At 51.3% G+C, this 24,760-nt stretch carries 24 protein-coding genes; 21 read left to right on the forward strand and 3 right to left on the reverse strand.

The window, feature by feature from the left end; translation table 11 throughout:
* Positions 1-51 precede the first annotated feature (51 nt).
* The 6 genes from MKY82_RS04720 (at position 52) to MKY82_RS04745 (ending at position 7,962) form a co-directional block, all read left to right on the forward strand.
* Positions 52-1,008 (forward strand): sugar ABC transporter permease, encoded by a 957-nt coding sequence (locus MKY82_RS04720; RefSeq protein WP_071221585.1) that lies wholly within the window; start codon positions 52-54, stop codon positions 1,006-1,008.
* The gene (locus tag MKY82_RS04725) at positions 1,005-1,868 is read left to right on the forward strand and encodes a carbohydrate ABC transporter permease (protein ID WP_339295588.1); all 864 of its coding nucleotides are present in this window, start codon (positions 1,005-1,007) and stop codon (positions 1,866-1,868) included. The genes MKY82_RS04720 and MKY82_RS04725 overlap by 4 nt, the downstream gene beginning before the upstream one ends.
* A 79-nt stretch (positions 1,869-1,947) precedes the next feature.
* A complete protein-coding gene (locus MKY82_RS04730) occupies positions 1,948-3,672 on the forward strand; it encodes a sensor histidine kinase (RefSeq protein WP_194540948.1) in 1,725 nt (574 codons plus the stop codon).
* A gap of 15 nt (positions 3,673-3,687) precedes the next feature.
* Positions 3,688-5,031, forward strand: a complete 1,344-nt coding sequence (locus tag MKY82_RS04735; RefSeq protein ID WP_220686537.1) for an extracellular solute-binding protein — start codon at positions 3,688-3,690, stop codon at positions 5,029-5,031.
* 21 nt (positions 5,032-5,052) lie between these two features.
* Positions 5,053-6,651, forward strand: coding sequence for a response regulator (locus tag MKY82_RS04740; RefSeq protein WP_339295589.1), 1,599 nt, complete (start codon positions 5,053-5,055; stop codon positions 6,649-6,651).
* 336 nt (positions 6,652-6,987) lie between these two features.
* Positions 6,988-7,962, forward strand: a complete 975-nt coding sequence (locus MKY82_RS04745; protein ID WP_194540951.1) for a ring-cleaving dioxygenase — start codon at positions 6,988-6,990, stop codon at positions 7,960-7,962.
* Positions 7,963-8,035: 73 nt separating this feature from the next.
* Here MKY82_RS04745 and MKY82_RS04750 read toward each other — a convergent pair whose 3' ends face one another.
* The gene (locus tag MKY82_RS04750) at positions 8,036-8,989 is read right to left on the reverse strand and encodes a WYL domain-containing protein (protein ID WP_194540952.1); all 954 of its coding nucleotides are present in this window, start codon (positions 8,987-8,989) and stop codon (positions 8,036-8,038) included.
* 130 nt (positions 8,990-9,119) lie between these two features.
* Here MKY82_RS04750 and MKY82_RS04755 point away from each other — a divergent pair, with 130 nt between their 5' ends.
* On the forward strand, positions 9,120-10,013 hold the full coding sequence (locus tag MKY82_RS04755; protein WP_339295590.1) for an SDR family oxidoreductase: 894 nt from the start codon (positions 9,120-9,122) through the stop codon (positions 10,011-10,013).
* A gap of 147 nt (positions 10,014-10,160) precedes the next feature.
* Here MKY82_RS04755 and MKY82_RS04760 read toward each other — a convergent pair whose 3' ends face one another.
* The gene (locus MKY82_RS04760; RefSeq protein ID WP_006208269.1) at positions 10,161-10,418 is read right to left on the reverse strand and encodes a GlsB/YeaQ/YmgE family stress response membrane protein; all 258 of its coding nucleotides are present in this window, start codon (positions 10,416-10,418) and stop codon (positions 10,161-10,163) included.
* A gap of 196 nt (positions 10,419-10,614) precedes the next feature.
* Here MKY82_RS04760 and MKY82_RS04765 point away from each other — a divergent pair, with 196 nt between their 5' ends.
* The 14 genes from MKY82_RS04765 to MKY82_RS04830 all read left to right on the forward strand — a co-directional run bounded on the left by MKY82_RS04765 (position 10,615) and on the right by MKY82_RS04830 (position 24,069).
* Entirely contained in the window at positions 10,615-11,349 is a 735-nt protein-coding gene (locus tag MKY82_RS04765) for an acyl-ACP thioesterase domain-containing protein (RefSeq protein ID WP_339295591.1), read from the forward strand.
* A 61-nt stretch (positions 11,350-11,410) separates the two neighbouring features.
* The gene (locus MKY82_RS04770; RefSeq protein WP_071221576.1) at positions 11,411-12,103 is read left to right on the forward strand and encodes a response regulator transcription factor; all 693 of its coding nucleotides are present in this window, start codon (positions 11,411-11,413) and stop codon (positions 12,101-12,103) included.
* A 9-nt stretch (positions 12,104-12,112) separates the two neighbouring features.
* Positions 12,113-13,099, forward strand: coding sequence for a sensor histidine kinase (locus tag MKY82_RS04775; protein WP_194540955.1), 987 nt, complete (start codon positions 12,113-12,115; stop codon positions 13,097-13,099).
* Positions 13,100-13,664: 565 nt separating this feature from the next.
* Positions 13,665-14,435: an ABC transporter ATP-binding protein gene (locus MKY82_RS04780; RefSeq protein WP_054400788.1), complete on the forward strand. Its 771-nt coding sequence runs from the start codon at positions 13,665-13,667 to the stop codon at positions 14,433-14,435.
* On the forward strand, positions 14,410-16,344 hold the full coding sequence (locus MKY82_RS04785) for an ABC transporter permease (RefSeq protein ID WP_339295592.1): 1,935 nt from the start codon (positions 14,410-14,412) through the stop codon (positions 16,342-16,344). The genes MKY82_RS04780 and MKY82_RS04785 overlap by 26 nt, the downstream gene beginning before the upstream one ends.
* Before the next feature lie 86 nt (positions 16,345-16,430).
* Entirely contained in the window at positions 16,431-17,252 is an 822-nt protein-coding gene (locus MKY82_RS04790) for an MBL fold metallo-hydrolase (protein ID WP_339295593.1), read from the forward strand.
* Between the two features lie 256 nt (positions 17,253-17,508).
* A complete protein-coding gene (locus MKY82_RS04795) occupies positions 17,509-18,162 on the forward strand; it encodes a sigma-70 family RNA polymerase sigma factor (RefSeq protein WP_071221571.1) in 654 nt (217 codons plus the stop codon).
* Entirely contained in the window at positions 18,162-18,614 is a 453-nt protein-coding gene (locus MKY82_RS04800) for a GNAT family N-acetyltransferase (protein WP_339295594.1), read from the forward strand. The genes MKY82_RS04795 and MKY82_RS04800 overlap by 1 nt, the downstream gene beginning before the upstream one ends.
* Positions 18,615-18,964: 350 nt before the next feature.
* Positions 18,965-20,131, forward strand: a complete 1,167-nt coding sequence (locus MKY82_RS04805) for a bis-aminopropyl spermidine synthase family protein (RefSeq protein ID WP_339295595.1) — start codon at positions 18,965-18,967, stop codon at positions 20,129-20,131.
* A gap of 62 nt (positions 20,132-20,193) precedes the next feature.
* On the forward strand, positions 20,194-22,329 hold the full coding sequence (locus MKY82_RS04810; protein ID WP_339295596.1) for a DNA topoisomerase III: 2,136 nt from the start codon (positions 20,194-20,196) through the stop codon (positions 22,327-22,329).
* 102 nt (positions 22,330-22,431) lie between these two features.
* Positions 22,432-22,569, forward strand: a complete 138-nt coding sequence (locus tag MKY82_RS04815; RefSeq protein ID WP_181469949.1) for a hypothetical protein — start codon at positions 22,432-22,434, stop codon at positions 22,567-22,569.
* Between the two features lie 230 nt (positions 22,570-22,799).
* Positions 22,800-23,063: a DUF1294 domain-containing protein gene (locus tag MKY82_RS04820; RefSeq protein WP_071221567.1), complete on the forward strand. Its 264-nt coding sequence runs from the start codon at positions 22,800-22,802 to the stop codon at positions 23,061-23,063.
* 137 nt (positions 23,064-23,200) lie between these two features.
* Positions 23,201-23,635 (forward strand): universal stress protein, encoded by a 435-nt coding sequence (locus MKY82_RS04825; protein ID WP_326097959.1) that lies wholly within the window; start codon positions 23,201-23,203, stop codon positions 23,633-23,635.
* Positions 23,636-23,790: 155 nt separating this feature from the next.
* Positions 23,791-24,069 (forward strand): hypothetical protein, encoded by a 279-nt coding sequence (locus MKY82_RS04830; RefSeq protein ID WP_339295597.1) that lies wholly within the window; start codon positions 23,791-23,793, stop codon positions 24,067-24,069.
* Positions 24,070-24,105: 36 nt separating this feature from the next.
* On the opposite strand, the gene MKY82_RS04835 is transcribed toward MKY82_RS04830, so the two are convergent.
* A complete protein-coding gene (locus MKY82_RS04835) occupies positions 24,106-24,717 on the reverse strand; it encodes a histidine phosphatase family protein (protein WP_339295598.1) in 612 nt (203 codons plus the stop codon).
* Positions 24,718-24,760: the final 43 nt, after the last annotated feature.

Here is a 24,760-nt window from a genome sequence, read left to right on the forward strand (position 1 = left end):
GCTCTCTTTGCTCGGATTCGGATTTATCCTTATCTACCTGGAGGTGCATTCATGGCAGACACAGTTACAGCAGAGTCACCGCAACCGGTGCCCCCGAGGCGGCGCTTGTTGACGGAGACCGTGCGCAGCCGGTTTACGGCTTATACGTTCATATCGCCATTCTTCATCTTGTTCGCAATTTTTGGACTGTATCCGATTCTTTTTACCATCTATTTGTCCTTCTTCAAATGGGATGCACTCGGACCGATGAAGTACGTCGGCTTCAAGAACTACGAGCTGATTACAAGCGACCCGACCTTCTGGATCGCTTTCAGCAACACACTCATTATGGCTTTGATGGGAACCGTGCCGCAGCTGATTGTGGCATTATTTGTTGCGGTTATGCTCAACTCGGCCTTGAACAGATTCAAGAATACGTTCCGTATTCTGTATTTTATGCCGAACATCACCTCCATCGTTGCCGTAACGCTGGTATTCAGTACGATGTTTGGCAACAACGGGATGGTCAACTGGCTCCTGAACACCTTCGGCGCGGAAAGCGTACCGTTCAACTCCGGCTGGTGGGGAGTCAAAATCGCAATATCGTCCATGGTCATGTGGCGGTGGATGGGCTATAACGCCATTATTTTTCTGTCGGGTCTGCAGAGCATTCCGACCGATATTTATGAGGCAGCCAAAATCGACGGTGCCACCCGAGGCCAGCAGCTGCTCTATATCACGCTGCCGCTTCTTCGGCCATTCATTCTGTTCGTTACCTTGGTATCGACGATCGGGGCGCTCCAATTGTTTACGGAGCCTTATGTATTCCTAGGTCAGTCCGGCACGGGCTCTACGCGGCAGGAAGGGGTCACGATGGTCACGTATCTGTATAATGAAGCATTTAAGAACGGATTTTTCGGTACAGCTGCGGCAACGGCGGTACTCTTGTTTATCGCCACCATTCTATTCTCGGTATTAAACATGATGGTGGGCCGCGAAGGTAAAGATACGGGAGGTAAAAAAGCATGAGCACAGTCGCCATAAGCCGGAAAAAACCGGATGAACCCGGTTTTATCACCAAATTCTTCTTCTACCTCTTTATGATCCTTGGCGCACTGGTCTCGATCTTCCCGTTCTACTGGATGTTTGTCGTGGCTACGAATGACAAGGATGCGGCATTTCATATTCCGCCGCTCCTTACGCCCGGAACGGAATTCCTGGATAACTTCTCGCGCGTGCTGGAGCGGACGGATTTTTTCCGGGCGTTGATGAACTCGGTCGTTGTGTCTTCAGCCGTTACGTTGTCCGTTGTGTTCCTCTGTACGCTGGCGGGTTATGCTTTTGCCAAGTATGAATTTCCTTTGAAGAAGACGCTGTTTGTTTTTGTCATTGCCACGATGCTTGTACCTGCCCAGCTGGGCGTGCTTCCACAGTACGTCATCATGGCCAAGCTGCACTGGATCGACAGCTACAAAGCGCTGATCGTACCCGCCATGGTCAATGCCTTCGGCATCTTCTGGATGCGGCAGTACATCGCTTCCGCCGTTCATACCGAGCTGATCGAAGCGGGGCGGATTGATGGCGGCGGACACTTCCGGATTTTCTGGAACATCGCCATTCCTGTCGTAACACCGGCGATGGCTACACTGGGGATTCTGAATTTCATGAATGTGTGGAATGATTTCTTCTGGCCGCTCGTCGTATTGAAAAACAGAGAAAATTACACCATTCAAATTGCGCTGCAGCAATTGTTCACCAATAAGGACGGCCTTGATTTCGGAATGATCATGTCGGCCACCTTCACGGCGACGCTGCCGCTTCTCATTGTGTTTCTATTGTTCAGCCGCTACGTCATCGCGGGACTGACATCAGGCGCCATAAAAAGTTAACAAGCAAGGTGAAGTCGACAAGGAATGCGGCCTGTCATGAAGAATAATAGACATAGTAGAGTGGAGGGAGGAAGGATCCATGAAACTCCGCCGAAAGATATTGCTGGCTATTATTCTTCTGGTCTTCATTCCGGTCATCGCGCTGGGCGGGGTATCCTATTACAGCTTTTCGGAAGCGATGGAGAAGAAGTCGAATGATTTCTACTGGATTTCGCTTCTGGAAACGGATCGCAAACTGAAGTTCGCCTTGAATGAAATCACGACGATTTCGAACTCGGCGATTACCCAGCAATCGGTTCAGCAGATGCTGAAACAGCCGGAATACGCGGTTACCTATGAACGGCGGCAGGAGATCAACAATCTGATCAATCATCCGATGATTGCGTCGTTTGCTTTTTATTCGAATGACCGGTTGATGTATAACACGAATGGCGGAATGGAGCTTCAGGAACTGAGGCAGCAGGCATGGTATGAAGCGGTAGAGAAGGCGGAGGGGCGTCCTGTATGGGTCGGACCCGGCGAGAACGGCTCTGCGGCTGACGGCGCTCCCGTTTTGATTCAATCCAGGGTCATCAAGGACTATTACTCGCTGGAGGATATCGGAACCGTGGTGATCTACGTGAAGCCGGATCTCCTCGATCAGGTGTTCTGGGAGGCGGCAACGCTGAAGCAGGGAGACATTTTGCTGGTCAATCAGCAGGGGCACATCGTGTTTAGCAAGTCAGGCGGGCATATCGGGGAGCGGACGGAGTTCCCGTTTCTCTCGGATAGTTACAAGACGAATGGAAAAGGCTACTATATCGATCAATATGCAGGCGAAAAATCGCTGATCACATATTCACCTTCTCATAATAAAGATTGGTTTCTGGTCGCCATCACGCCAAGTAAACTGATTTCGGCCGAATCGGTCCCGATTCGCAACCTAGCCTTGATCCTGGGGTTGATCTCGCTCGTGTCGGCGTTCCTGTTCGACCGTTTTTTTGTGCGCAGAATGGTGCGCAGCATCATCAGCGCGGTGAACGGGATGAAGCGCGTCAAGCAGGGCATCTTCGTCCCGATCCCGTCGCATAACGTGGCGGAAGACGAGACGGATCTGTTAATCGACGGCTTTAACCGGATGAGCACCCAGATCCAGGAGCTGATTGGACAGGTCGAGACGGAACAAGCACGAAAAAAGGAGGCGGAGCTGCAGGCGCTGGTCGCTCAGATCAATCCGCATTTTATCTACAATTCATTGGAATCGATCAATTCGATGGCCGTGCTTCAGGGTAACAAGGATATCAGCAAGATGGTGGTTTCCCTTGGAAAGCTGCTGCGTATCAGCATCAGCGAGCATCATGAACTCATACCGCTCAGCATGGAGCTGGAGCATGTCCAGCATTACATGCGGATACAGAAATTCAGGTTTGAGGAAAAATTCGATTACGGCATTGAGCTTCCGAATGAACTGAGGCACTACGTTACGCAAAAGCTGATTATTCAGCCGATTGTTGAGAACGCTTTATATCACGGGATCGAGCCGATGGAGGAAAGCGGACTGATCTCCATCCGGGTGTCCGAGGATGGCGAGGATATCGTGATTGACGTGGAGGACAACGGTCCGGGCTTCGATCCGGAAACGCTGATGAAGCTGTGGAATTCGGATCCGGGACAGCTCAAGAAGTATCGCGAGAACGGCGTCGGATTGAAGAATGTCCATGAAAGGCTGCGGATCCGGTTTGGCAGCCGTTACGGCCTGATGATCTGTTCCTCCCCAGGTTACGGCTCCTTGATCCGAATCCGAATACCGAAAATACTGACATGACAGGGGGGCTGCAGGGTGAGATGGTTTTGGAATTGGGGCTGGATCGTCGGATATGCCGCTCTGTTGGCGCTGTCTGTCGTGTGGGTGACGGTACAAAATCAGGGACCGGCCCAGGAGGAACAGCCGGAGAAAATTACGCTGACGTTCCGGCATTTCTGGAACAAGGAGCATGACAGGCCGGTGCTGGCCGTATTCGAGAGCATCGTCCGCACGTATGAGAAAGCGCATCCAAATGTTAAGGTGAACTTCGAGAGCATCGATCAGACGATTCACCGGGAACAAAAGCTGAAGAGCGAGATGGTGACCGGCACGCCGCCGGATATGTTTGTTTTGTTCGGAGGAGCCGAGATCGTGCCTTATGCCAGATCGAACCGGTTGATGGATTTAACGGATTTTTTGCAGGATACCGGATTGAAGGAGCAGTTCAAGGATCTGCACCATTGGACCTTCGAGGACCGGATCTATGGCCTGCCTTTCGAGGGACACGCAGAGCCGATCTATTATAACCGGGCTTTATTCCGGCAGCTGAAGCTGGAGCCTCCGAAGACGCTGGGACAGATGGACGAAGCGATTCGTGTTCTGCGGGAGAACGATATCATCCCTTTTGCGGTCGGCAACGAAGACAGGTGGCCGGCGGGAATTTTTGCCCACTATTTCATGGATCGTTACGCCGGGCCGGAACTGATTGACCGGCTGGTTGAAGGCGATGATCAGGTCAGCTTTGTGCAAGAGTCCTACTTGGAGGCGTTTGAGCACTTGGAGCTGTGGATCAAAGAAGGGGCGTTCAGCCCGAACGCGAACGATCTTTCCACGGAAGAAGCGATTGCCCAGTTCACGGAAGGAAAAGCTGCGATGTATATGAACGGCAGCTGGGATATTACGCTGCTGCAGAATGAGGATTACCCGGATTTTCAGAACGAGATCGGCGTCATTCCCTTTCCGTCGCTTTTTCCTGGCGAAGAACGGTCCTTGGCAGGGGGATATACGATCGGTATCGGGCTGTCATCGGACTTGGATGAAACGAAAAAGCAATCGGCTCTGGAGCTGCTGGGCATGTTCTATACTCCAGAGGTGCAGACTCGGCTGGTGTATGAAGGACTGCGCGTCCCTTCGATGAAGATTGACTATGATTCGAAGAAAACCGGGCCGGTGTTTGCCCAAGTCACGGAATTGATGGAGGAGTCCACGAGCACCTTTCTGCCTTACGACAACACGTTATCACCCGAGGTAAACAGTTCGTTCCTTAAGGTGATCGAGGATATGATTGGAGGACGGATCGATGCTGCCGGCGCATTGGAGCAAATTCAGAAGTCCTCGGTGCGGTATTGGAAGCTTAGGCGGAATACGACAGCAGAGTAAACAGAAGACAGGGGGAACGTCATGGGCGGATCGGAAGGCAAATTCAGAGTTATGCTGGTCGATGATGAGCCGATCATTCTGCGCAGTCTAAGGGCAGCCATCCCCTGGGATGAGCTGGATCTCGAAGTCGTTGGGGAGGCCAAGACAGGGGACAGCGCTCTCAAGCTGGCGCGTGAAGTATCGCCGCATATGATCATCAGTGATATACGGATGCCGGGAATGGATGGCATTACGCTCATGAAGGAGCTGAAGGCGGATCAGGCACGGCGGATCATTATTTTCATTAGCGGGTATGGCGAATTCGAATACGCAAGGGAAGCGCTGCGCGAAGGGGCTTTCGATTACTTGCTCAAGCCGATCGATCACGATGAGCTGACGGAAACGATAGCCAAGGCGGCCAGAACCCTGGAGAAGCAAATTGCGGATGATCAAATGCTGCATTCGATCAAGGTTTTATCTCTGCTGGCCCGGGAGAGGATGCTTACGGAATTTATCGAGGGGAACCGAAGCCCACTGCAGCATATGCAGTGGCTGGAAGACAGCGAGCTGGAGCATGGATACACGATGGCCGTCATTCAGTTGGATCATTACTTGCGGCTTAACGAGTTATGGAGCATGGACGAGAAGCGCTTGTGGCTGTTTGCCGTACGGAACGTCCTGGAGGAATGGTCCTTGCAGCATGGCGGACTGACGGTATTTCCTTTCCGCAGCGGCGAATGGGTGCTGCTGTTTCCAAACCTGACGAGGGAGCGGCAGGAGGAGAACGGCCGGGATTTGGTGCAATTGATCAAGCGGAATACGAAGCTGTCCTGCTCGGTCGGCTTCAGTCCCAGCATGGCCGGGATTGACCGCTTGGGAACGGCTTACGAGACCGCCGTCCGCGCCTTATACCAGCGGTTTTATTCCGGGGAAGAGGGGGTGTTTCTCGGAACGTCCGATTCCATGATGGAAACGGCCAGCGAAGCGAAGTATCCGAAGCATCTCGAGTCGCTCATGGTGGAAAGCATCCGCACGCTTCACAAGGAGCGGCTGCTGGAGCTTTTTGACGAGACCAAGGCTTATATCGAGGAGCATGCCTTCAGCCGGGAGATGACCGAGCGGGTGCTGCTGGAGATGAGTGTCGTGCTGTATCGGCAGTTTGAGCATATGAAGGTGCTGTTTGAGTGGTCGCTGGAGGAATTGCTGCAGGAGCTTCATGCATCCGGCACCCTTCAGCAGCTGATGGACGTCGTGAAAAGCCATTTCAGCAAGTGGATTGCCGAGAGCCGGTCCGGGCAGGCCAAGGACAATGTTCAGGCCGTTATGGGCAAAGCCAAGGAGTACATCGCGGAAAATTACCAGAAGGATCTCAGCATTGAAGAGGTATCGGAGCTGGCGGATTTGAGCATCAGCCATTTCTGTACCCTGTTTAAGGGAACAACGGGATATACGTTTCTGGAGTACTTAACGGAATGCCGGATCGAGAAGGCCAAGAGCATACTGCTGAATGCGGATGTGAAGGTATATCAGGTAGCGCCAATGGTAGGGTATCAGGACCCGCGCTATTTTACGCAGGTGTTCAAAAAAATAACAGGGAAAACGCCCTCCGAGTATCGGGAAGAGGCGATATCCAAGACTTAAAGAGGCGAAGCCCCGTTCGTGGTGTTAACGGGCCAATCATGCGAGGATAGGTTTATAGCATAGCAGGGAATGAATAACAGATCCATTTTTCCGGAGTTGATCAGGGAAAAAGAGTTCTGTTATTTTTATTTTAAATATCTTAATATTAAGACTTGACGATTCCTGAGTTAAATACTAAACTGAGATTAAGCACCAGATGCACAAGATAAGTTGAAGAAGTAAGGGTGAAGCAGCTTTTTGAATAAGGCGTTTATTTATAACAGGACAGGTGCCTTGGATGGTTCACATGGTTTCGTTAATGAAGAATAAATAAAAAAATAGATGGAGGTTGAAGTCATGAAGTTTAAAGGAATTCATCACGTATCCGCGTTAACGGCTGCGGCTTCGCGGAACTTCGAATTTTATACAAAGGTTCTTGGCATGCGCTTGGTTAAGAAGACGGTGAATCAGGACGATGTCTCGGTATACCATCTGTTTTACGGCGACGAAAAAGGAAACCCTGGGACGGAGCTTACCTTCTTCGAAATTCCGATGGCCGGCCGGACCCGTGAGGGAAACAACAGCATCTCGGCAACATCCCTTCGCGTGCCCAGTGACCGCGCTTTGGAATACTGGACCCGGCGGTTGGATGAGCACGGTGTAGAACGCGAGGAGATCAAGGAACGTGCCGGCCGATTGACACTTCTCTTCAGGGATTTCGAGGGCCAGCGCATCATTCTGGTTTCTGATGAACATAATGAGGGCGTTCCTGGGGGCATCCCGTGGGAAAAGGGACCGGTTCCGACGGAATACGCCATTATCGGATTAGGTCCGGTGCAGCTTACCGTGCCTAATCCGGTGCAAACCGTGAAGGTATTGACGGAGCTGATGGGCTTCCGCTACAAAGGTCAGTATGCCTCGCCTGTAGACGGGCAGCCGGATATCCTTGTTTTTGAGACAGGGGAAGGCGGAACGGGAGCGGAAGTGCACGTCGAGGAACGAACGGACCTTCCGCAGGAGCGGCTTGGTCGGGGCGGCGTTCATCACGTTGCATTCCGCGTAGAGGACGAGGAGGAGCTCCGGGCATGGATCGACCGGATTGGCGATGTAGGTTTTTCGAATTCGGGGTTTGTCGATCGCTTCTACTTCCGTTCCTTGTATTTCAGAGAGCCTAACGGTATTTTGTTCGAGGTGGCTACCGACGGCCCGGGCTTTGACACGGATGAGCATATCGATCATCTCGGCGAATCGCTAGCGCTGCCGCCGTTCCTTGAGCCGAAGCGGGAACAGATTGAAGCGCACCTGAAGCCTCTTCATACCAATCAATCATAATGGCGCATATATGCGCAGCAACAAGCACCGGGCAAGCCTCCATTTTGAGGCATCTGCCGGGTGCTTTTTTTATCTATTCATACAGCTGTGAAATGGCTTTTGCGGCCGTGCCGACATGCTCGCGCAGCTCCTGCGGAGCAATCACCTCGATTTCCGCTCCGCAGCTTAGAAGGAATGCGGAAGCCGACTCCAAGGTGTTGAATTCCAAATCGGCCGCTATCCACCCGTCGTTCTGGCTTTCCATGTCGCATCGGATTATTTTTACGTATCGCTCCCGCTCAAAGCGTTTGATCAGAGAGACGGTCATTCGAACCTGTGCCGGATACTTCGGGAGATTCTGCATGAACCGTGTCAGCGACTCCTCCCAATACTCGGCTAGATTAAAATCGGTCGGGCGCTCAAAGGTATCCTCGGACATGACGGCATCCACGATTCTTGATACACGGTAGGTTCGCCGTTCGCCTTCGGATTCCGCGACCACATACCAGGTGCTGCGTTTGGCAACCAGCCCGAGCGGATAAATGTTTCTTTCGACCCGCTCCTCCCCCTTCATATATTGGATTCGGGTGATGCGATCCAGCCACAGCGCCTCCTGAAGCACTGTAAGATACGGATGCGATTCGCGATAGGAGTGCCAGCCTGCGCCATCAATATGGATTTTTTCCCGAATGATTTCGGCGTCCTGCCTAACGGAGCTGGGGGAAGAGGCCAATAATTTCTGATAGGCCGCATCAAATTGCTTGCGGATTCCTAGATCTCCGATCAGCGGGCTGTGACTGGAGACCAGCAGGGAGATGAGCTCATCAGGCGTCATCCCGGTCAGGTTCGTTCGATAGCTCTCTTCCAGCACCCAACCGCCAAGGGAGCCTCTTTCCGCATAGACGGGAATACCAGCCGAGCTTAGACTTTCCATATCGCGTATGATCGTTCGTTCCGATACCTCGAGCTGCTCCGCTAAATAGCGGGTGTTTTTCTTACCCCCGTTCTGTAGCATCAGCATAATGGACAATAGACGATCCGCCCTCAAGTCATGTCACCTCTTTACTATCTGTAGAAGATAATTGTATTGTAGCACGGATATAAGACAAGGGATGTCATATATGACTGATAGGATAAGGATGTTGAGATTATTCAGTATACAGGTTGGAGGTTACGCTATGAATAAGAATGAGTATAAGCCATTACAAGGTAAAGTAGCCGTCGTTGCCGGAGCGACCCGGGGGGCTGGCCGCGCCATTGCGGTGATGCTGGGTGTTGCAGGGGCAACGGTGTATTGCACGGGACGGAGCGTACGTGGTCAGGTGTCGGATATCAAACGGTCTGAGACGATTGATGACACGGCGGATATGGTGACGGCGCGGGGCGGGATCGGCATCGCCGTGCAATGTGACCATACCGATGAGGAGCAAGTAAAGGCATTGTTTGAACGGATTCGCGAGGAGCAGCAAGGACGGCTGGACATCCTCGTTAATGATATATGGGGAGGGGAGAACCTCACGCACTGGAATATCCCGTTCTGGGAGCAGTTTCTGTCCGATGGATTGTTAATGCAGGAGCGGGCGGTTACCACGCACATGATCACAAGTTATTACGGTGTTCCGCTGATGGTGGACAGCGGCGGGGGATTGGTCATTGAAGTTACGGATGGATCTACGTATCGGTATCGCGGGAACTTGTACTACAGCCTGGCAAAAATTTCGGCGATCCACCTGGCTGCTGCCATGGCGGAAGAGTTGCGTCCCTATCAGGTAACTGCGCTGTCCGTTACGCCAGGATTTCTGCGTTCCGAACAAATGCTGGATCACTTTGGCGTGACGGAAGACAATTGGCAGGATGCCGCAGCGCAAGAGCCTCATTTCATCGAGTCGGAGACCCCCTATTTCTTGGGGCAGGGCATTGCTGCGCTCGCAGCCGATCCGAATGTAGCCGACAAGAGCGGCAAGGCGCTCTCCAGCTGGGATTTGTCGGATGAATACGGATTTAGCGACATTGATGGACGCAGGCCGCATTGGGGGAATTATGCGAAGAAGCAAGGCCTTCCTCTTTTATAAAAGAAAGGGCATGTAAAACAGGGTGACCTACCGCCATGATGGCGAATAGGTCACCCTGTTTGGTTGTGGATTTATCCGCTGCGTAATCTGAATCGTGGCAGTTGCCGGTAAATCGCACCATGAAAGTCTTCATCCTATTCAATCAAGTTAGGAACGGCCGCGTCTCATCGAACCCATGATCAGGCTGACGATAAAGACAAGCACCACGGCACCGATCAGAGCAGGCAGGATGAAGAATCCTCCCATTTCCGGTCCCCAAGATCCAAGCAGAAGTCCACCAAGCCAAGCACCGACAAAACCAGCAATGATGTTACCGATGATTCCGCCGGGAATGTCTCTGCCCATAATCAAGCCCGCAATCCAACCAATGATACCACCAACGATTAATGACCAAAGAAAACTCATTGTTTATCACCTCGTATAAGTTATAGTTGTTTGTGCCTTACTATTAACCAAAGACGTGACTTTTAAACCGGATGATGACAAAATCACTTTTTTCCAGCAGACGAAATATCGTGTCATTCTTTGATAAATGCTGGGCTTTTGATTATGCTTGAATTATCGTTAGGTTGAGAATAATAAAGGAGCTGGCATGGGACTCATGGTTGAGAAATGGACTGAAGAATATACGATTCAATCCGTTGATGCGGATTTTAGAGGGGATTGCCGTTGGTCTTCGCTGCTCAGTATTTTGCAAAGAGCGGCTGACCGGCATATTGAGGCGCTCGGGATCAGTCGCGAGGAGATGATCGAGCGGGGAATGGGCTGGATGCTGATAACGCTTGAGCTTGATATGCGGCAGATGCCAAGGGATATGGACACAGTATATGTTGACACCTGGAGCCGCGGGTCCAAAGGAGCGCTGTGGCACCGGGATTATCGGATAAAGAACGACTCTGGAGAAATGCTGGGCGAAGCCCGCTCGGTATGGGCCCTGGTAGATATCCATAAACGGAAAATTTTGCGTCCGTCCATGTTTCCATATGAGGTGCCGATCGGTGAGGAAACGGTTGGAGAACTGCCAAACAAAGCCGTATTACCGGAAGGAGTACAGCTGGATGAGGCTTATACGTACATGGTCCGGTACAGCGGAATCGATACGAATGGTCATTTGAATAATGCCCGTTATGCAGATCTGTGCTTTGACGTGCTGAGTGAGCAGGAGCTTCGGGAAGGGCAAGTGACCGGCTTCAAGATTACATATCATAACGAGGCCAGGCTGAAGGATACGATGCTGATCCGACGTTCGGTAGAAGAGAACAACAGGGTGTACGTACAAGGCACGTCGCCGGACGGAACCAACTTTTTTGAAGCGGCTATCGTTAGGGAATCATAAACCATCAGGCGAATTCTTTCGAAGGGAAAGAGCGGCCTGACGCTTCATGGAGGGTGAACGGATGTACAAAATCATGATTGTTGAGGATGACCCCAAGCTGGCGGGGCTGCTGCAATCGCATATCGAACGGTACGGAAATGATGGAACCATCATCGAGGATTTCGATCATGTGCTGGAGCGATTCCATGAGATAAAGCCGCATATTGTTCTGCTCGACGTGAATCTGCCAAGCTTTGACGGCTATTATTGGTGCCGCCAGATCAGGTCGGTCTCAACCTGTCCGATTATTTTCATATCCGCTCGGAACGGGACACCCGATCAGTTACGGGCGCTGGAGAACGGCGCGGATGATTATATCACCAAGCCGTTTGCTTATGATATCGTCATCGCCAAGATCCACAGCCAGCTTCGACGCGTATACGGTGATTATGCAGCAGCATCCGCCGAGCGTACGGTTGAGAAGGACGGGCTGGTCCTGTATCCCGAACGGATGGAGCTGATCCTTGAGGACCGGACATCCATACTCACCAAAAAAGAAACCATCCTCCTGGAAACGCTGCTAAGCCGGAGCCCGCGGCTGGTCACGCGCGAGACGATTCTGGAGAAGCTGTGGGATGATACGTTCGTTGACGATAATACGCTCAGCGTGAATATTAACCGGGTGCGCAAACGGCTTGCGGAATTAGGGATTGAGAATGCGCTGGAAACGATCCGCGGCTCCGGATACCGACTGCACACGGTTTGGAAGAGGTAAGGGCAGGCTATGAAAAAGCTGTTTTGGCGTGAGCAACTGCCCTTGATACTATTTACGGTCGCCGAGTTGTTTGTGGTGCTGCTCGTATTCTGGTATGACGGTTATGATCATCCGGTGACAGCGGCCTATGCCGTTTTCCTCGGTCTGACCATTCTGGGCGGATACTTGGCATTCCGGTACTTCACGCACCGGGATTTCTATGAGCGGCTGTCACAGCCAATCAGGTCGCTGGAGGAATCGATCAAGCATAATGAATCCGCCCCGCTGCCCACGGCTCTTAGCGAGCTTATGGAAGAGCAATACCGTCAATACCGAACGGTCATGGAAGAGTGGGAGCGCCGGCGGAAAGAGCATATGATCTTCATGAATCAATGGGTACATCAGATGAAAACGCCGCTGTCTGTCATTGAGGTGATCACGCAAGAAGATGATAACGATTCCTTCAAGAGTATATCCGAAGAGTCCGACCGGATTCGGCGCGGGCTTGAGATGGTGCTTTACATGTCCAGGCTTGAAACATTTGAACAGGATTTCAGCGTGGAGCCTGTGAAGCTCTACCAGATTGCAGTCGATGCAGTTCACGAGAACAAGCGCTACTTTATTCACAGCCATGTGTATCCGGAAGTCCGGATCAACCCGGACCTCACCGTCCAGACGGATGCCAAGTGGCTTCGTTTCATCATGCTGCAGCTGCTGTCCAACGCCGTCAAATATTCCGCCGGTACCGGCCTTAAAGTGACGATCCAAGCCCACCGGAGCGAGGATCACCGTCATGTTGTGCTGGAGATCACGGATCGCGGGATAGGCATACCCAAATCCGACATGAAGCGGGTGTTCGACCCGTTCTATACCGGTGAAAACGGACGCAAGCTGAAGGAATCCACCGGCATGGGCTTATATCTCGTCAAGGAGGTCGTTCATAAAATGAACCACCAAATCGAGCTGGAATCCGAGCAGGGGAAAGGAACGACCGTGAGGTTGATTTTTTCGGGGTGAAACTGGCAATAGAGAGTCCTGTTGGCGTCTGACTGGCGCAGGCTAAGATGTCGAGTACGTTGTTGGTTGTTTAAGATCGAGATGACGGTATGGATTAAGCCGAGTAGGGTCAGTCAGACCATATCTAAGTTATTCATAGATTATGAAGCGTACAGTAAATCACCTAAATACTTTATGAGAGCACCTTATCTGGGGTAAAAGATGGTTGTTGAAACATCATGAAGCCCTGAGATAAGGTTCTTTCTTTTGTTTTAAATAATGAGTAGGCATCGTTACACACCAGCGAAAGAGGACGAAACGATTCCGAAGAAGCGAAGCGGTCGCCTTTGCACCCGAATTTTCACCACAGTGTAATCGTTCAGAAAATTTGGGGGCAACAGCGATCGTAGGAACGTTACGTACTCGAAGCGGCCTTAGAATCACAACCGTGACGTACTCTGAGTGGGTCTGCGCATGAATCTTACACCGATGTAAGATTGGTGAAAGAGTGATCGATAGGAGAAGCTCCGCCGGATGCTATACACTAACCTTACAAGATATGAATAACGAAGGTGAGGTTTACAAGATGGAAATACTAAACGTGCGCAATTTGGGCAAAGTCTACAAGGCCGCGGTGTCCCACGAGGCGCTTTCCAATATCAATCTGAGCATCAACGAAGGAGAATTCGTTGGCATCATGGGACCATCCGGGAGCGGTAAAACAACGCTGCTTAACATGATATCCACCATCGACCGCCCCACGTCCGGGGAGATCCACATTGGCGGGGAAGATCCGTTCCGTTTATCCCAGGACAAACTCGCGATGTTTCGCCGCCGTGAGCTCGGGTTTGTCTTTCAATCCTTCAACCTGCTGAATACGCTGACGGTGAAGGAGAACATCCTGCTGCCCTTGGCGCTGGACGGGGTGGATCTGGATGAGATGAATCGCCGGGTAGGGATATTGGCCGAGAAGCTGGGCATTACATCGATCCTGGATAAGCGGACTTACGAAATATCGGGGGGACAGGCGCAGCGGACGGCCGTAGCACGGGCGATGATCCATGTACCGAAGCTGGTCCTTGCCGATGAACCGACGGGGAACCTGGACTCCAAATCGGCGCGCGACGTCATGGAGATTATGGACCGGAGAAACAAAGAGGACAAAGTGACGATGCTGCTGGTCACTCATGACCCGGTTGCCGCAAGCTACTGCAATCGGGTGGTGTTTATCAAGGACGGTCAGTTGTACAACGAAATCACGTATGGTGAGAGCCAATCGGCCTTTTACCAAAAAATCATCAATGTGCTGTCGCTGCTGGGAGGTTCGGGACATGAATTTTCGCCAGTTCGCCATTAACAATGTCCTGCGCAGCAAGCGCACGTATATCGCCCATTTCCTGAGCAGCGCCTTCTCGGTCATGATTTTCTTTACCTACGGGCTGCTGTCGTTTCACCCGCAGCTGAAGGATGGTCTGGTCTCCTCGAGCGATACCATGTCCATGTTGGGCACGATGGGCATGACGGTATCCCAGTACATTGTGTTTGTCTTTTCGTTCTTTTTCCTGCTCTATTCCGTGGGGGCTTTTATCAAAGTCCGGAAGAAGGAATTCGGCATTCTGCTGATCCTTGGCATGTCCCGCAAGCAATTGAACCGGATGCTGTTCATCGAAAATATACTGATTGGCGTTGCGGCGATCATAGCCGGGATCGGGACGGGCGTTCTGTTCTCGAAACTGATTCTGTTAATCAGCGCGAAGCTGCTGGCCGTGGATAATGGACTTCCGTTTTATTTTCCGCTCAAAGCGCTTCTTATCACAGCAGCGGCTTATGCCGCCTTGTTCCTGCTGATTGCACTGTGTTCTTCGTTCATGCTGAGGAAGGGCACGCTGCTTGCGCTCGTGAAAGCGGAGGAAAGTCCCAAACCGCAGCCCAAAGCCTCTCCTTGGCTGGCCGTGCTGGCTGTCCTGTTGATTGGTGCCGGATACGGTATGGTTATGGCTTTTGCGATTCTCCAAATCTTTAATTTTATTCTGCTGTTTGGAGGCGTTGTTCTCGTTATCTTCGGCACGTATTTTCTCTTCACCCAGTTCAGCGTATATTTTATGCGGTATTTGCAGAAGAAGGAGCGATTTTTCTTCCGTCGAACCAATCTGCTGACAATCTCGGAGCTCCTGTACAGAATCAAGGACAATGCGGTGATGTTTTTCCTCGTTTCGGTTATCTCGGCATCTGCCTTTACCGGCATCGGGACCACGCTTGCAATCGGGGATCCCGGCCTATCAGCTATGGAAAATCCTTATGCCTATACGTACACCATGTATGAGGAGAACGCTGATAAAGGGAATCGTCATCTTGATATGATCAGGGAGGAGCTCAAGAAAGGCGGATTTCAGTACAAGGAGGCGGAGGTTACTCCGATTTTCTCAGATAACGGGGTGCAGCTGGTTAAGCTTAGCCAATATAACCGTCTCATTCAGTCACTGGGTTACCCGGCAGAAACATTGGGCGATCTGGAAGGAATCTTGACTCCGGGAACAGTCTCGGAGAAGAACAGCTACCGAATCAACGGTCCTTTAAATCATCAGTTCGAGGTATTAAACGGCAAGAAATCGGAAATCGTCAAGGTGCTCAAAGCCGAAACGTTTATCGCCGTACCGGCAACCTATGGCGAGACGCTGGTCGTATCCGACCGCTTGTACGACGATGCGTTCAAGGCACAGCAGGATCAGGATGAGGAGTACGGTTATGCGGCATACCATACGTTTTACGTACAGGATTGGAAGAATACTGGGGATGTATCCAGAGCGATTCTGGATCGTCTCAACGAGAATGAGGACTACAGTTATTATGTAAAATCATTGTATATGGATTGGAAAAGTGCTCAGCAGCAGAACGGCATTCTGCTTATGGTAAGCGGCCTGGTCGGCATCGTGTTCTTCACCTTCGCGGCAAGCTTTGTTTATTTCCGGCTGTACGCGGATCTTGCCCGGGACGAACAGCAGTATCGCATGATTGCGAAGGTCGGACTCAGCAAAAAAGAGCTTGGCACTATCATTACCAAGCAGCTTGTCATTATGTTCTTTTTACCAATGCTGATCGCACTCATTCATAGCGGCGTTGCCTTCGTAGCCCTGCAGCAACTGGTAGACTTCTCGATTGTTGGGCACAGTTTGAAGATCTTTATCTTCTTCCTGAGCATCCAGGTCATATATTTCTTTATTACTCGCTGGCGTTATCTGGACCGTCTCAACAAAATCATTCAGTAAAAATCGCCATTTCTTCGTTGAAAATTGCCAAAACGGGTATGTTATTACAAGAAGCATTTACAACGAGAAGTGGGGGCGATTCCATAATGAATGATCACAGCATGTTAAAGACGGGTGCAGTCGAGACGGAAGAGATTACGCCGGATATTCTATCCTTGCGTACGGTTATGGTGAACGTCCAGATGATCGGTACGCCGGGGACGGGCGACTGGGTACTGATTGATACGGGACTCGGAAATTTTGAAGGGTCCATTGTAGAAGAAGCTGAGAAAAGATTCGGAAAGCCGCCGGTTTGCATTGTGCTCACCCATGGCCATTTCGACCATGTCGGGAATGTGAAGGAATTGGCGGATCGCTGGAGTGTACCTGTCTACGCTCATCGGGATGAACTCCCATTCCTTACGGGAAAAGAAGACTATCCACCAGGTGATCCAAGCGTGGGCGGCGGATTGATGGCCCGCGTTGCCCCGATGTATCCGAACAAAGCCATCGATCTGGGCTCCAGGATACAACCGCTGCCGGAGGACGGCAGCGTGCCGGGTCTTTCTGAATTTAAATGGCTGCCGACACCGGGCCATAGCCCCGGCCATATCTCCCTGTTCCGCGAACGGGATCGAGTCCTCGTTGCGGGAGACGCGGTGATTACGGTGAAGCAAGAGTCGGCGCTAGCCGTCATCGGGCAGGAGAAGGAGCTGCATGGTCCGCCGATGTATTTTACCCCGGATTGGGATCTTGCGCGGGAGTCGGTTCGCCGCCTGTCAAGCTTGAATCCCGGAGTTCTGATCACGGGACACGGAGTTTCGATGCGGGGTGAGGAGCTTAACGCTTCACTCGAACGGCTAGCTCGGGATTTTGATCGTTTGGCCGTTCCCGAGCAAGGTCGATATGTGGATAAGGAACCGAATTGAATGAGAACGGATTAATCATCTGTTTCATGACATGAACGATTTATAGGCTGAACGAGACACCGTAAGGGCGATGACCTTGCGGTGTTTTTTCATAGGCTGAATATTCAATATGGAAATGATTAACGGAATTGTGCGAAAATGAAGGTGATGGCAACACCGGATTTTAAAAAAAGATGAACTGGCGTGAACCTGATCGCGCTCTCAGGCATCTAACTTATGTAAGGCCAAGGAAGTGTTGCAGAGGAGGTCTCCCAATGTGAACAAGAAATCCAATATAGAACGCGATGTCCAGCTTGCCAAGCATGGGGATCGGGAAGCCTTTAGCAGGCTGGTCCACGCTTGTGAGCGTAATTTGTATGGCTTGGCCCGCTTGTATTTGAGGCGGGAAGAGGATTGCGCGGATGCCGTACAGGAAGCGATTTATAAATCCTTCGCAGCGATGTCGACCTTAAAGCAGCCTGCTTATTTTAGAACATGGCTGTCCCGCATTCTTATTCATGAATGCCTGCAACTGCTGCGCTCCCAGCAGCGGCTGCGGACGGTTGAACTTGCCAATGGGGGTGCCGATGCACTGCCGTATGAAGCGATCGAACTCAACGAAGCCGTGACCCATCTGGAAGATGATTTACGCAGAGTTATTCAGCTTCACTATTATCGGGATATACCGATCAACCATATCGCCAAGATGGTAGGTATACCGGAAGGAACGGTGAAATCCCGGCTGTACCGGGCGCGTGCCATATTGGCGGAAAGATTGGATCCTTCCACGGAAAGGAACGTGAGCCATGACCCGATAGTATGTAAGGAGCCGAGTCTGAAGAACTTTGCTCCTATACTCATGATGATCCGGACGGTTAGGCTTATCGGCGATTACGATATCATTCACAGATCATGGGGTGTAACGGCTTGATGGAAACGAAACAGAATGTCAGATTGATGGACAAACCCGACCTTGGAGCATGTTCCGAGCTGATGCTCAAGGTCTTTAGCGGCGAACCCTGGTTCGATCAGTGGGACTCCGTGCAGCATGTACAGCAATACCTCGGAGAATTTATGGACAATCCGGTATTCCTGGGATTTGTTATAGAACAGGATGGTAAGATACTGGGAGCTTGTTTTGGTCATACGAAGAGCTGGTATAGCGGTAAGGAATACTATATCCAGGAGTATTATATCGATACCGATCTGCAGGGCGGCGGACTAGGTTCGGCATTAATGCATGGCATAAAGGAGTATTTGAAATCGATTAACATTCATTGCATGGTGCTGCTTACGGAAAAGGATCTTCCGGCGGAAGATTTTTATCGGAAACACGGTTTTGAAGTGAAGAAGGATATCATTTTTATGGCCAACAGATTTTAGTCGGCGGGATTTATATTGAAAATAGGGGAGCTGTCTTGATGTCGGTGCGTGTTCTTAACTAACCAAATTGTATAGGACTCTCTGCTTGTCTTATGGCAAAAACCCACTTTACGTGAGGTTTATTTGTCATGGCGCGAAGGCTCTGAGTCCACCTGGTTAAGAACACAACAGCCATCCCTTATATATTGACTGTACAGCCGTGCCCTGGGCACGGCTTCCCGCTGGGGGACAGAAGGTGGACGATGGTTCATGGACTTCTGTCCTTTTTTTATTACTGCACGTATGGGGTTACGTGTGTTCTTTTCCAGGGGCAATAACCACCCCATATTCAGGAAAAGAGCGTGATTCACATGATGAATTATATAGAAGAAGTGAAAACCAAGGTTCGTTTGCAGGAAGGCGTTCAGGTGATTGAACAGCTGCTGGTAGCGAGTTATATGCGGCCCGGTATTTCAACCAAAGAGCTGGCACGACATACGTATCTACCCGTTCCAATCACTGCCGCAATCAAGAAGGAGCTCATCAAGGCAGGTGCTCTCATTCAAGAGCGGGGAGTTCGCTGCACCTCTGCCGGGAAGGTGTATGTTGAACATGAACTGGGATACGGCGGGATCGATCAGGATCTGTATCAGAAGCTTATGGCCGAGGAACACGATTGGCAGCCGGAGCTTTCTGATGTACTAGCGAGGCTCACGGAGATCCTGGAGCAGCGCCCCCAAGTCGATGTTCAGATCGACCAATCCCAATGCACGGTGGAGACGAGTCTTCGGAGAGCGGTTCTGTGTCTGAGGGAGCACAGCCTGATCGGCAAGAACATCCTGTGCGTTGGCGATGACGACCTTGTGAGCATTTCGCTGGGTCTGCTGCTTAAACGGCTGTTCCCGAACGCAAAGGACCAGAGAGCCGCCATTACCGTAATGGATATCGATGAGCGATTCCTGCGGTTTATCCAGCGTGCAGCTGCAAAAGAAGGCTTTTCGGTTACATGCAGACATATCGATCTCAGGCAGCCGTTGCCTGAGGGCTGGAACGGGCAATATGATTGCTTTTTTACGGATCCGCCGTACACGCTTCAAGGGCTGACCCTGTTCTTATCCAGAGGGATTAGCGCGTTGAAACACGAGAAGGGATGCCCCATCTTTCTCTCCTTCGCCCACAAATCTCCCGATTTCACATGGTCCATGCAGCGTGAATTCGTCCGTATGGGTTTGTCGGTAAAGCAGGTGCTGCTTCATTTCAATCAATATATCGGAGCGCAGATGATCGGCAATAGCGGTCAGATGATCGTGCTAACAACGACGGAATTTACGGAGCCGCATATTACGGATTCTTTCGAGGAGGAGCTCTACACAGGCGAGGTTAGGCGAACGGTCCGAACCTACAGATGCATTCAATGTCAGGGCGAGCTGCAGGTGGGCGTGCAGGGTGATTATTCCACGATCGAGGATTTGAAGAAGCAGGGCTGTCCCGTATGTGCCAATCTTACGTTCACATGGCTGGCTAAGAAAACGATCTGACTTATCTTTGTGGAAACAATCGAGGGGAGGTTATAATAGGAGGACAGAGGAAGGGGAGGGCTATGAAAGTATTAGTATTGGCTGAGAAGCCGTCCGTTGCCAAGGAAATTGCGAGAGTAATGGGCAGCCGCGAGAAGCAGAAGAATTATTTTGAAGGACCGAAATATATTGTGACCTGGGCGCTTGGACATTTGGTAGGACTTGCCGAACCCGAGGACTATGATAAGAAGTACCAGACCTGGGTGCTGGAGGATTTGCCGATCCTCCCGGATAACACGAGGCTTAAGGTGCTGAAGGAAACAAGCCACCAGTTCAAGACGGTTCAGCATCTGATGAAGCGCCCGGATGTCGGCGAGATGATTATTGCCACGGATGCGGCCCGTGAAGGGGAGCTGCTTGCACGCTGGATCCTCAAAATGGCGAAGTGGAACAAGCCGTTCAAGCGGCTGTGGATTTCTTCCCAGACGGATAAGGCGATCAAGGAAGGTTTTGCATCACTCAAGCCGGGGCAGCAGTTCGACCGGCTGTATGAGTCCGCACGCTGCCGGGCGGAAGCGGATTGGATGGTTGGACTGAATGTGACGCGTGCGCTGACGACCAAATTTAATGCACAGTTGTCGGCAGGCCGGGTTCAGACGCCAACGCTCGGGATGATCATGGACCGGGAGAAGGAAATCGTGAATTTCCGCTCTCAGGAATATGAGACGCTGCAGGCGGATCTTGGGAATTTTGAGGTTTCGTGGCGTCCGGCCGGCGGAGACGGTCGTCTATTCGAGAAGGATAAGGCGGCCAAACTGAAGCAGAAGCTGGAGGGCAGCACCGGTAAAATCGTCAGCGTGAAAAAGAGCGAGAAAACCGAGCCGCATCCGCTGGCCTATGATTTGACCGAATTACAGCGGGATGCCAACCGCCGATTCGGGTTCTCTGCCAAGCAGACCTCGAACGTGCTGCAGCGCCTGTATGAGCAGCATAAGCTGGTCACCTATCCGCGTACGGACAGCCGTTACCTGACATCGGATATGGTCGGAACGTTGAAGGAGAGACTGTCGAGCATCGCGATCGGGCCCTATGCCTCCATTGCACGTCCGCTGCTGCGTAAAAATTTATCGCCGGGCAAACGGGTCGTGGATGACAGCAAGGTTACGGATCACCATGCCATCATTCCAACCGAACAGACCGTGCTGCTGAATCAGCTGTCAGTGGATGAACGCAAGCTGTACGATCTTATCGTACGCCGGTTCATCAGCTTGTTCTATCCTCCTGCCCGCTACGATAACGTATCGGTTACCGTTCAGATTGAGGGAGAACAGCTCTACGCAAAAGGGACTACGATCAAGGACAGCGGCTGGCGCGAGGTATACGGCGGCGATTATGACGATGACGCTGAAGACGAGCAGGACGATGTTCAGGGCCAGTCTTCAGGCAAGCTCCTGCCGGAGCTGCGAGAAGGAGAGTCGGTGAAGGTGGTCCGCTGCGTACTGAAACCGGGACGCACCCAGCCGCCGAAGCGTTATAACGAAGCGGCGCTGCTCTCCCAGATGGAGAAGCACGGCCTGGGAACCCCAGCGACTCGGGCTGATATCATCGAGAAGCTGGTTAGCTCGGATACGATCGAACGGCAGGGGCAAACCCTCCATCCGACAGGCAAAGGCAAGCAGCTGATCGAGCTTGTCGCTCCAGAGCTGAGAACACCGGAGCTCACGGCACGCTGGGAGGCCGAGCTCGAACGGATCGCGAAGGGGCAAGGCAAGCCGGAACCGTTCTTGCGTGGAATTCGGGACATGACCAAGAAGCTGGTCACGGATGTAAAGGGAAGCGAAGCGGAGTACAAACCGCATAATGTCTCGAACAGCCACTGTCCGGATTGTGGGACAAGACTGCTGGAGAAGAAGACTAAGCGCGGCAAGCTGCTTGTCTGCCCGAGTGACGATTGCGGATACAAGCGTTCAGGCGAGAAGCGTCTGTCCAATCGCCGATGTCCGCAGTGCCACAAGAAGATGGAGATGAAAGAAGGCAAGGCGGGGCTGTTCGTGCAGTGCCTGGGCTGCGGCATTACGGAAACGCTGAAGAAGGATGTCAAGCATGTGAACAAACGCGAGGAGCGGAAGCTCGTTCAGCAATATAGTAAGCAGGAGTCGATCGGTTCGAACCTGGGCGACCTGTTGAAGGCGGCTCTTGAGCAGAAGGGGAAGGAATAATCTGCATAAGGCTTCTCCCAATTGCTTGAAAAGCGATTTTCTTGCCATCGCTAGCATAACCTCGGGTAGAATGGCTCATTCTACGGACAGGGGGTGATTTGCATGCCGAATCATAAAGCAAGAAAAAGCGAAAACCAGCAGAACAAATCAAGCATTCTTGAGGAGAGCAAGACCCTCAAACCGAAAAAGGCTGCAGACTATGTTCCGAGCCTGAATGAAATATCCAAGAATGAATCATAAGTTTTGAGTAGTGGTTGAGCATGGCCTGGTTGTCATTATGCCGGACACGGGTTCGTTGGAATTATGACGTCGGCCGTGTCCTAATAATGGCATTCATAGATGGGCATGATCCAAGATTATTTAGCCGGCATTGTCTTCATTAGCCTGCAGTTTTATAATAGCCATAGAATGTATAGCAAATGGCTGATTGGGGAAGATCGATCAGTTGGAATGGGGGTGCGTGAACCAACGTGAGACCTGCACTGATCGTTTGGTTTATTTTTATCAATGCGGTAGCCTACCTGGTCATGTCGGAGGATAAACGGCGTGCCCGAATGGGACGGGATCGGGTTCCGGAGAGAACGCTGTTTCTGCTGGCTGCCATAGGCGGGGCCTTGGGTGTATGGATTGCCATGTACCGCAAGCGTCATAAAACGAGGCATTTATCATTTAAAATGGGCGTGCCGCTGTTGTTAGTCGTGAATGTCGCGCTCTACACGTACTTCTGGGGATAATCTGTTTAATCTGAACTACATAGGAATATCTCAGCGAGTGAGCAAGCTCGTTTCATAACGGTATGAAGTTGTTTAATAATAAGTAGTAGGTCTTTTAACTGTAGTAGGTCTCTTAACTATAGAAAGAGGTGGCCTGTATGCTTTTTACTAAAATTCTTCTAGCTTACGACGGCTCCAAAGCAGCGAATAAAGCGCTCGGACGTGCGGTTGAACTTGCCAAGGTAACACCGGGAGCTACGCTGGATGTCATTCATGCTTACGATTTTCCGCGATTCTTCGTTGGGGAAGGGCTTGCTCCAATTCCAGCTTCACTTAATAAAGATGTCTACGATCTTGCTGTGCAGACGACAGAGGAAATCCGCGAGCGGATTGAGAAGTCAGGCGTCACCGGCCAAGTGGAGATGATTCAGGGTCCTCCGGCTGAAGTCATTCTGGAGTATGCGAATCAGAACGGCAGTGACCTGATTGTCATCGGCAGCCGCGGTCTTGGCGGTATCCGCGAGTTCGTCCTGGGCAGTGTCAGCCATAATGTAGTGCAGCATGCAAAGATTCCGGTACTGGTAGTAAAATAATGTTGTTGGGACGCTTAGGCGTCCCTTTTTTATAGAGATTGGTTCTTCCGATTTTGCATCCGCAGGTGCGGCTTCATATTTATCGTACACGATTTGGGCGTATCTTTCGAAGCGTCCGTTAAGAGGATAGGTGCTTTTTGTCAGAGGAGGTTCATATGGAAATTATTCTGCTCATGGTCTTGGTTGTTCTGGTCGGCCTTATGGTCTCCAGTCGAATGACGGCAATGGAGAAACGAATGAGGCAGCAGCAGAACACGTTAAATCAAATGGCTAAACAATTAGGAATACCTGAACCGCCGGTTCATGAGGAAGTCAAACAGTTACTGGCGGATGGGCAGGACATTAAAGCGATTAAAATCGTAAGGGAAGAGTTAGGGTTGTCTTTGGTAGAAGCCAAGCAATATGTAGATGCCATCAAACATGGGGAGCGGTAGAACCGGTTGGTTGCGGGAAGAAATGCGGTTTCCCGATTACAAATGAGGTGCTGCATTCTCCAGGGTAAACTCCCAGCGCCCGCCCCGGAACTCCACCCTGTGCAGCCCGGTGTTCGCCGCCGGGAAGAACGGATTCTTATTGCTCCATGCCATATCCTTGATTAGATGATAAATGATGTTAATCACTCCCCCGTGAGTGACCACCAATACGTTCTCGTGATCATTTGTTTCAAGCTGATCCTGGCATAATCTCGTGAAGGTTTCCTTAATCCGCTGGAAATTTTCTTGCGGACTTTCACCGCCCGGGTATCTTTCGTCCATCCGTAAGCTGGAAAAATACAATCCAGGGAACTTCTCTTCCGCTAAAGAGTTAGGTATTCCAGCGAGCAGACCGTTATTCATCTCCCTCCAATCCTCGGAACCATGAAACGGAAGGCCAAGCTTATCGGCCAATATGGAGGCAGTCTGATAGGCTCTCGTTAAATCGCTGCACACGATCCGGTGGATATTAAAATCATGCTTGTGTTCGTTTAAGTATTGCCCCAGCTTCTCCGCTTGCCTGATCCCTTCGTCTATGAGCCCGCGCTGGCTCCACCCACCGCGGTACCCTTCTTCATCTTGACCATGCCTTACCAGATAGATAGCCATTGGTTCCTCCTTAGTAATAGATTCTGCTTAGTAATATTCAAAT

Source organism: Paenibacillus sp. FSL W7-1279, assembly GCF_037969845.1.
In the GTDB taxonomy this organism is placed as follows: Bacteria; Bacillota; Bacilli; order Paenibacillales; family Paenibacillaceae; genus Paenibacillus_AQ.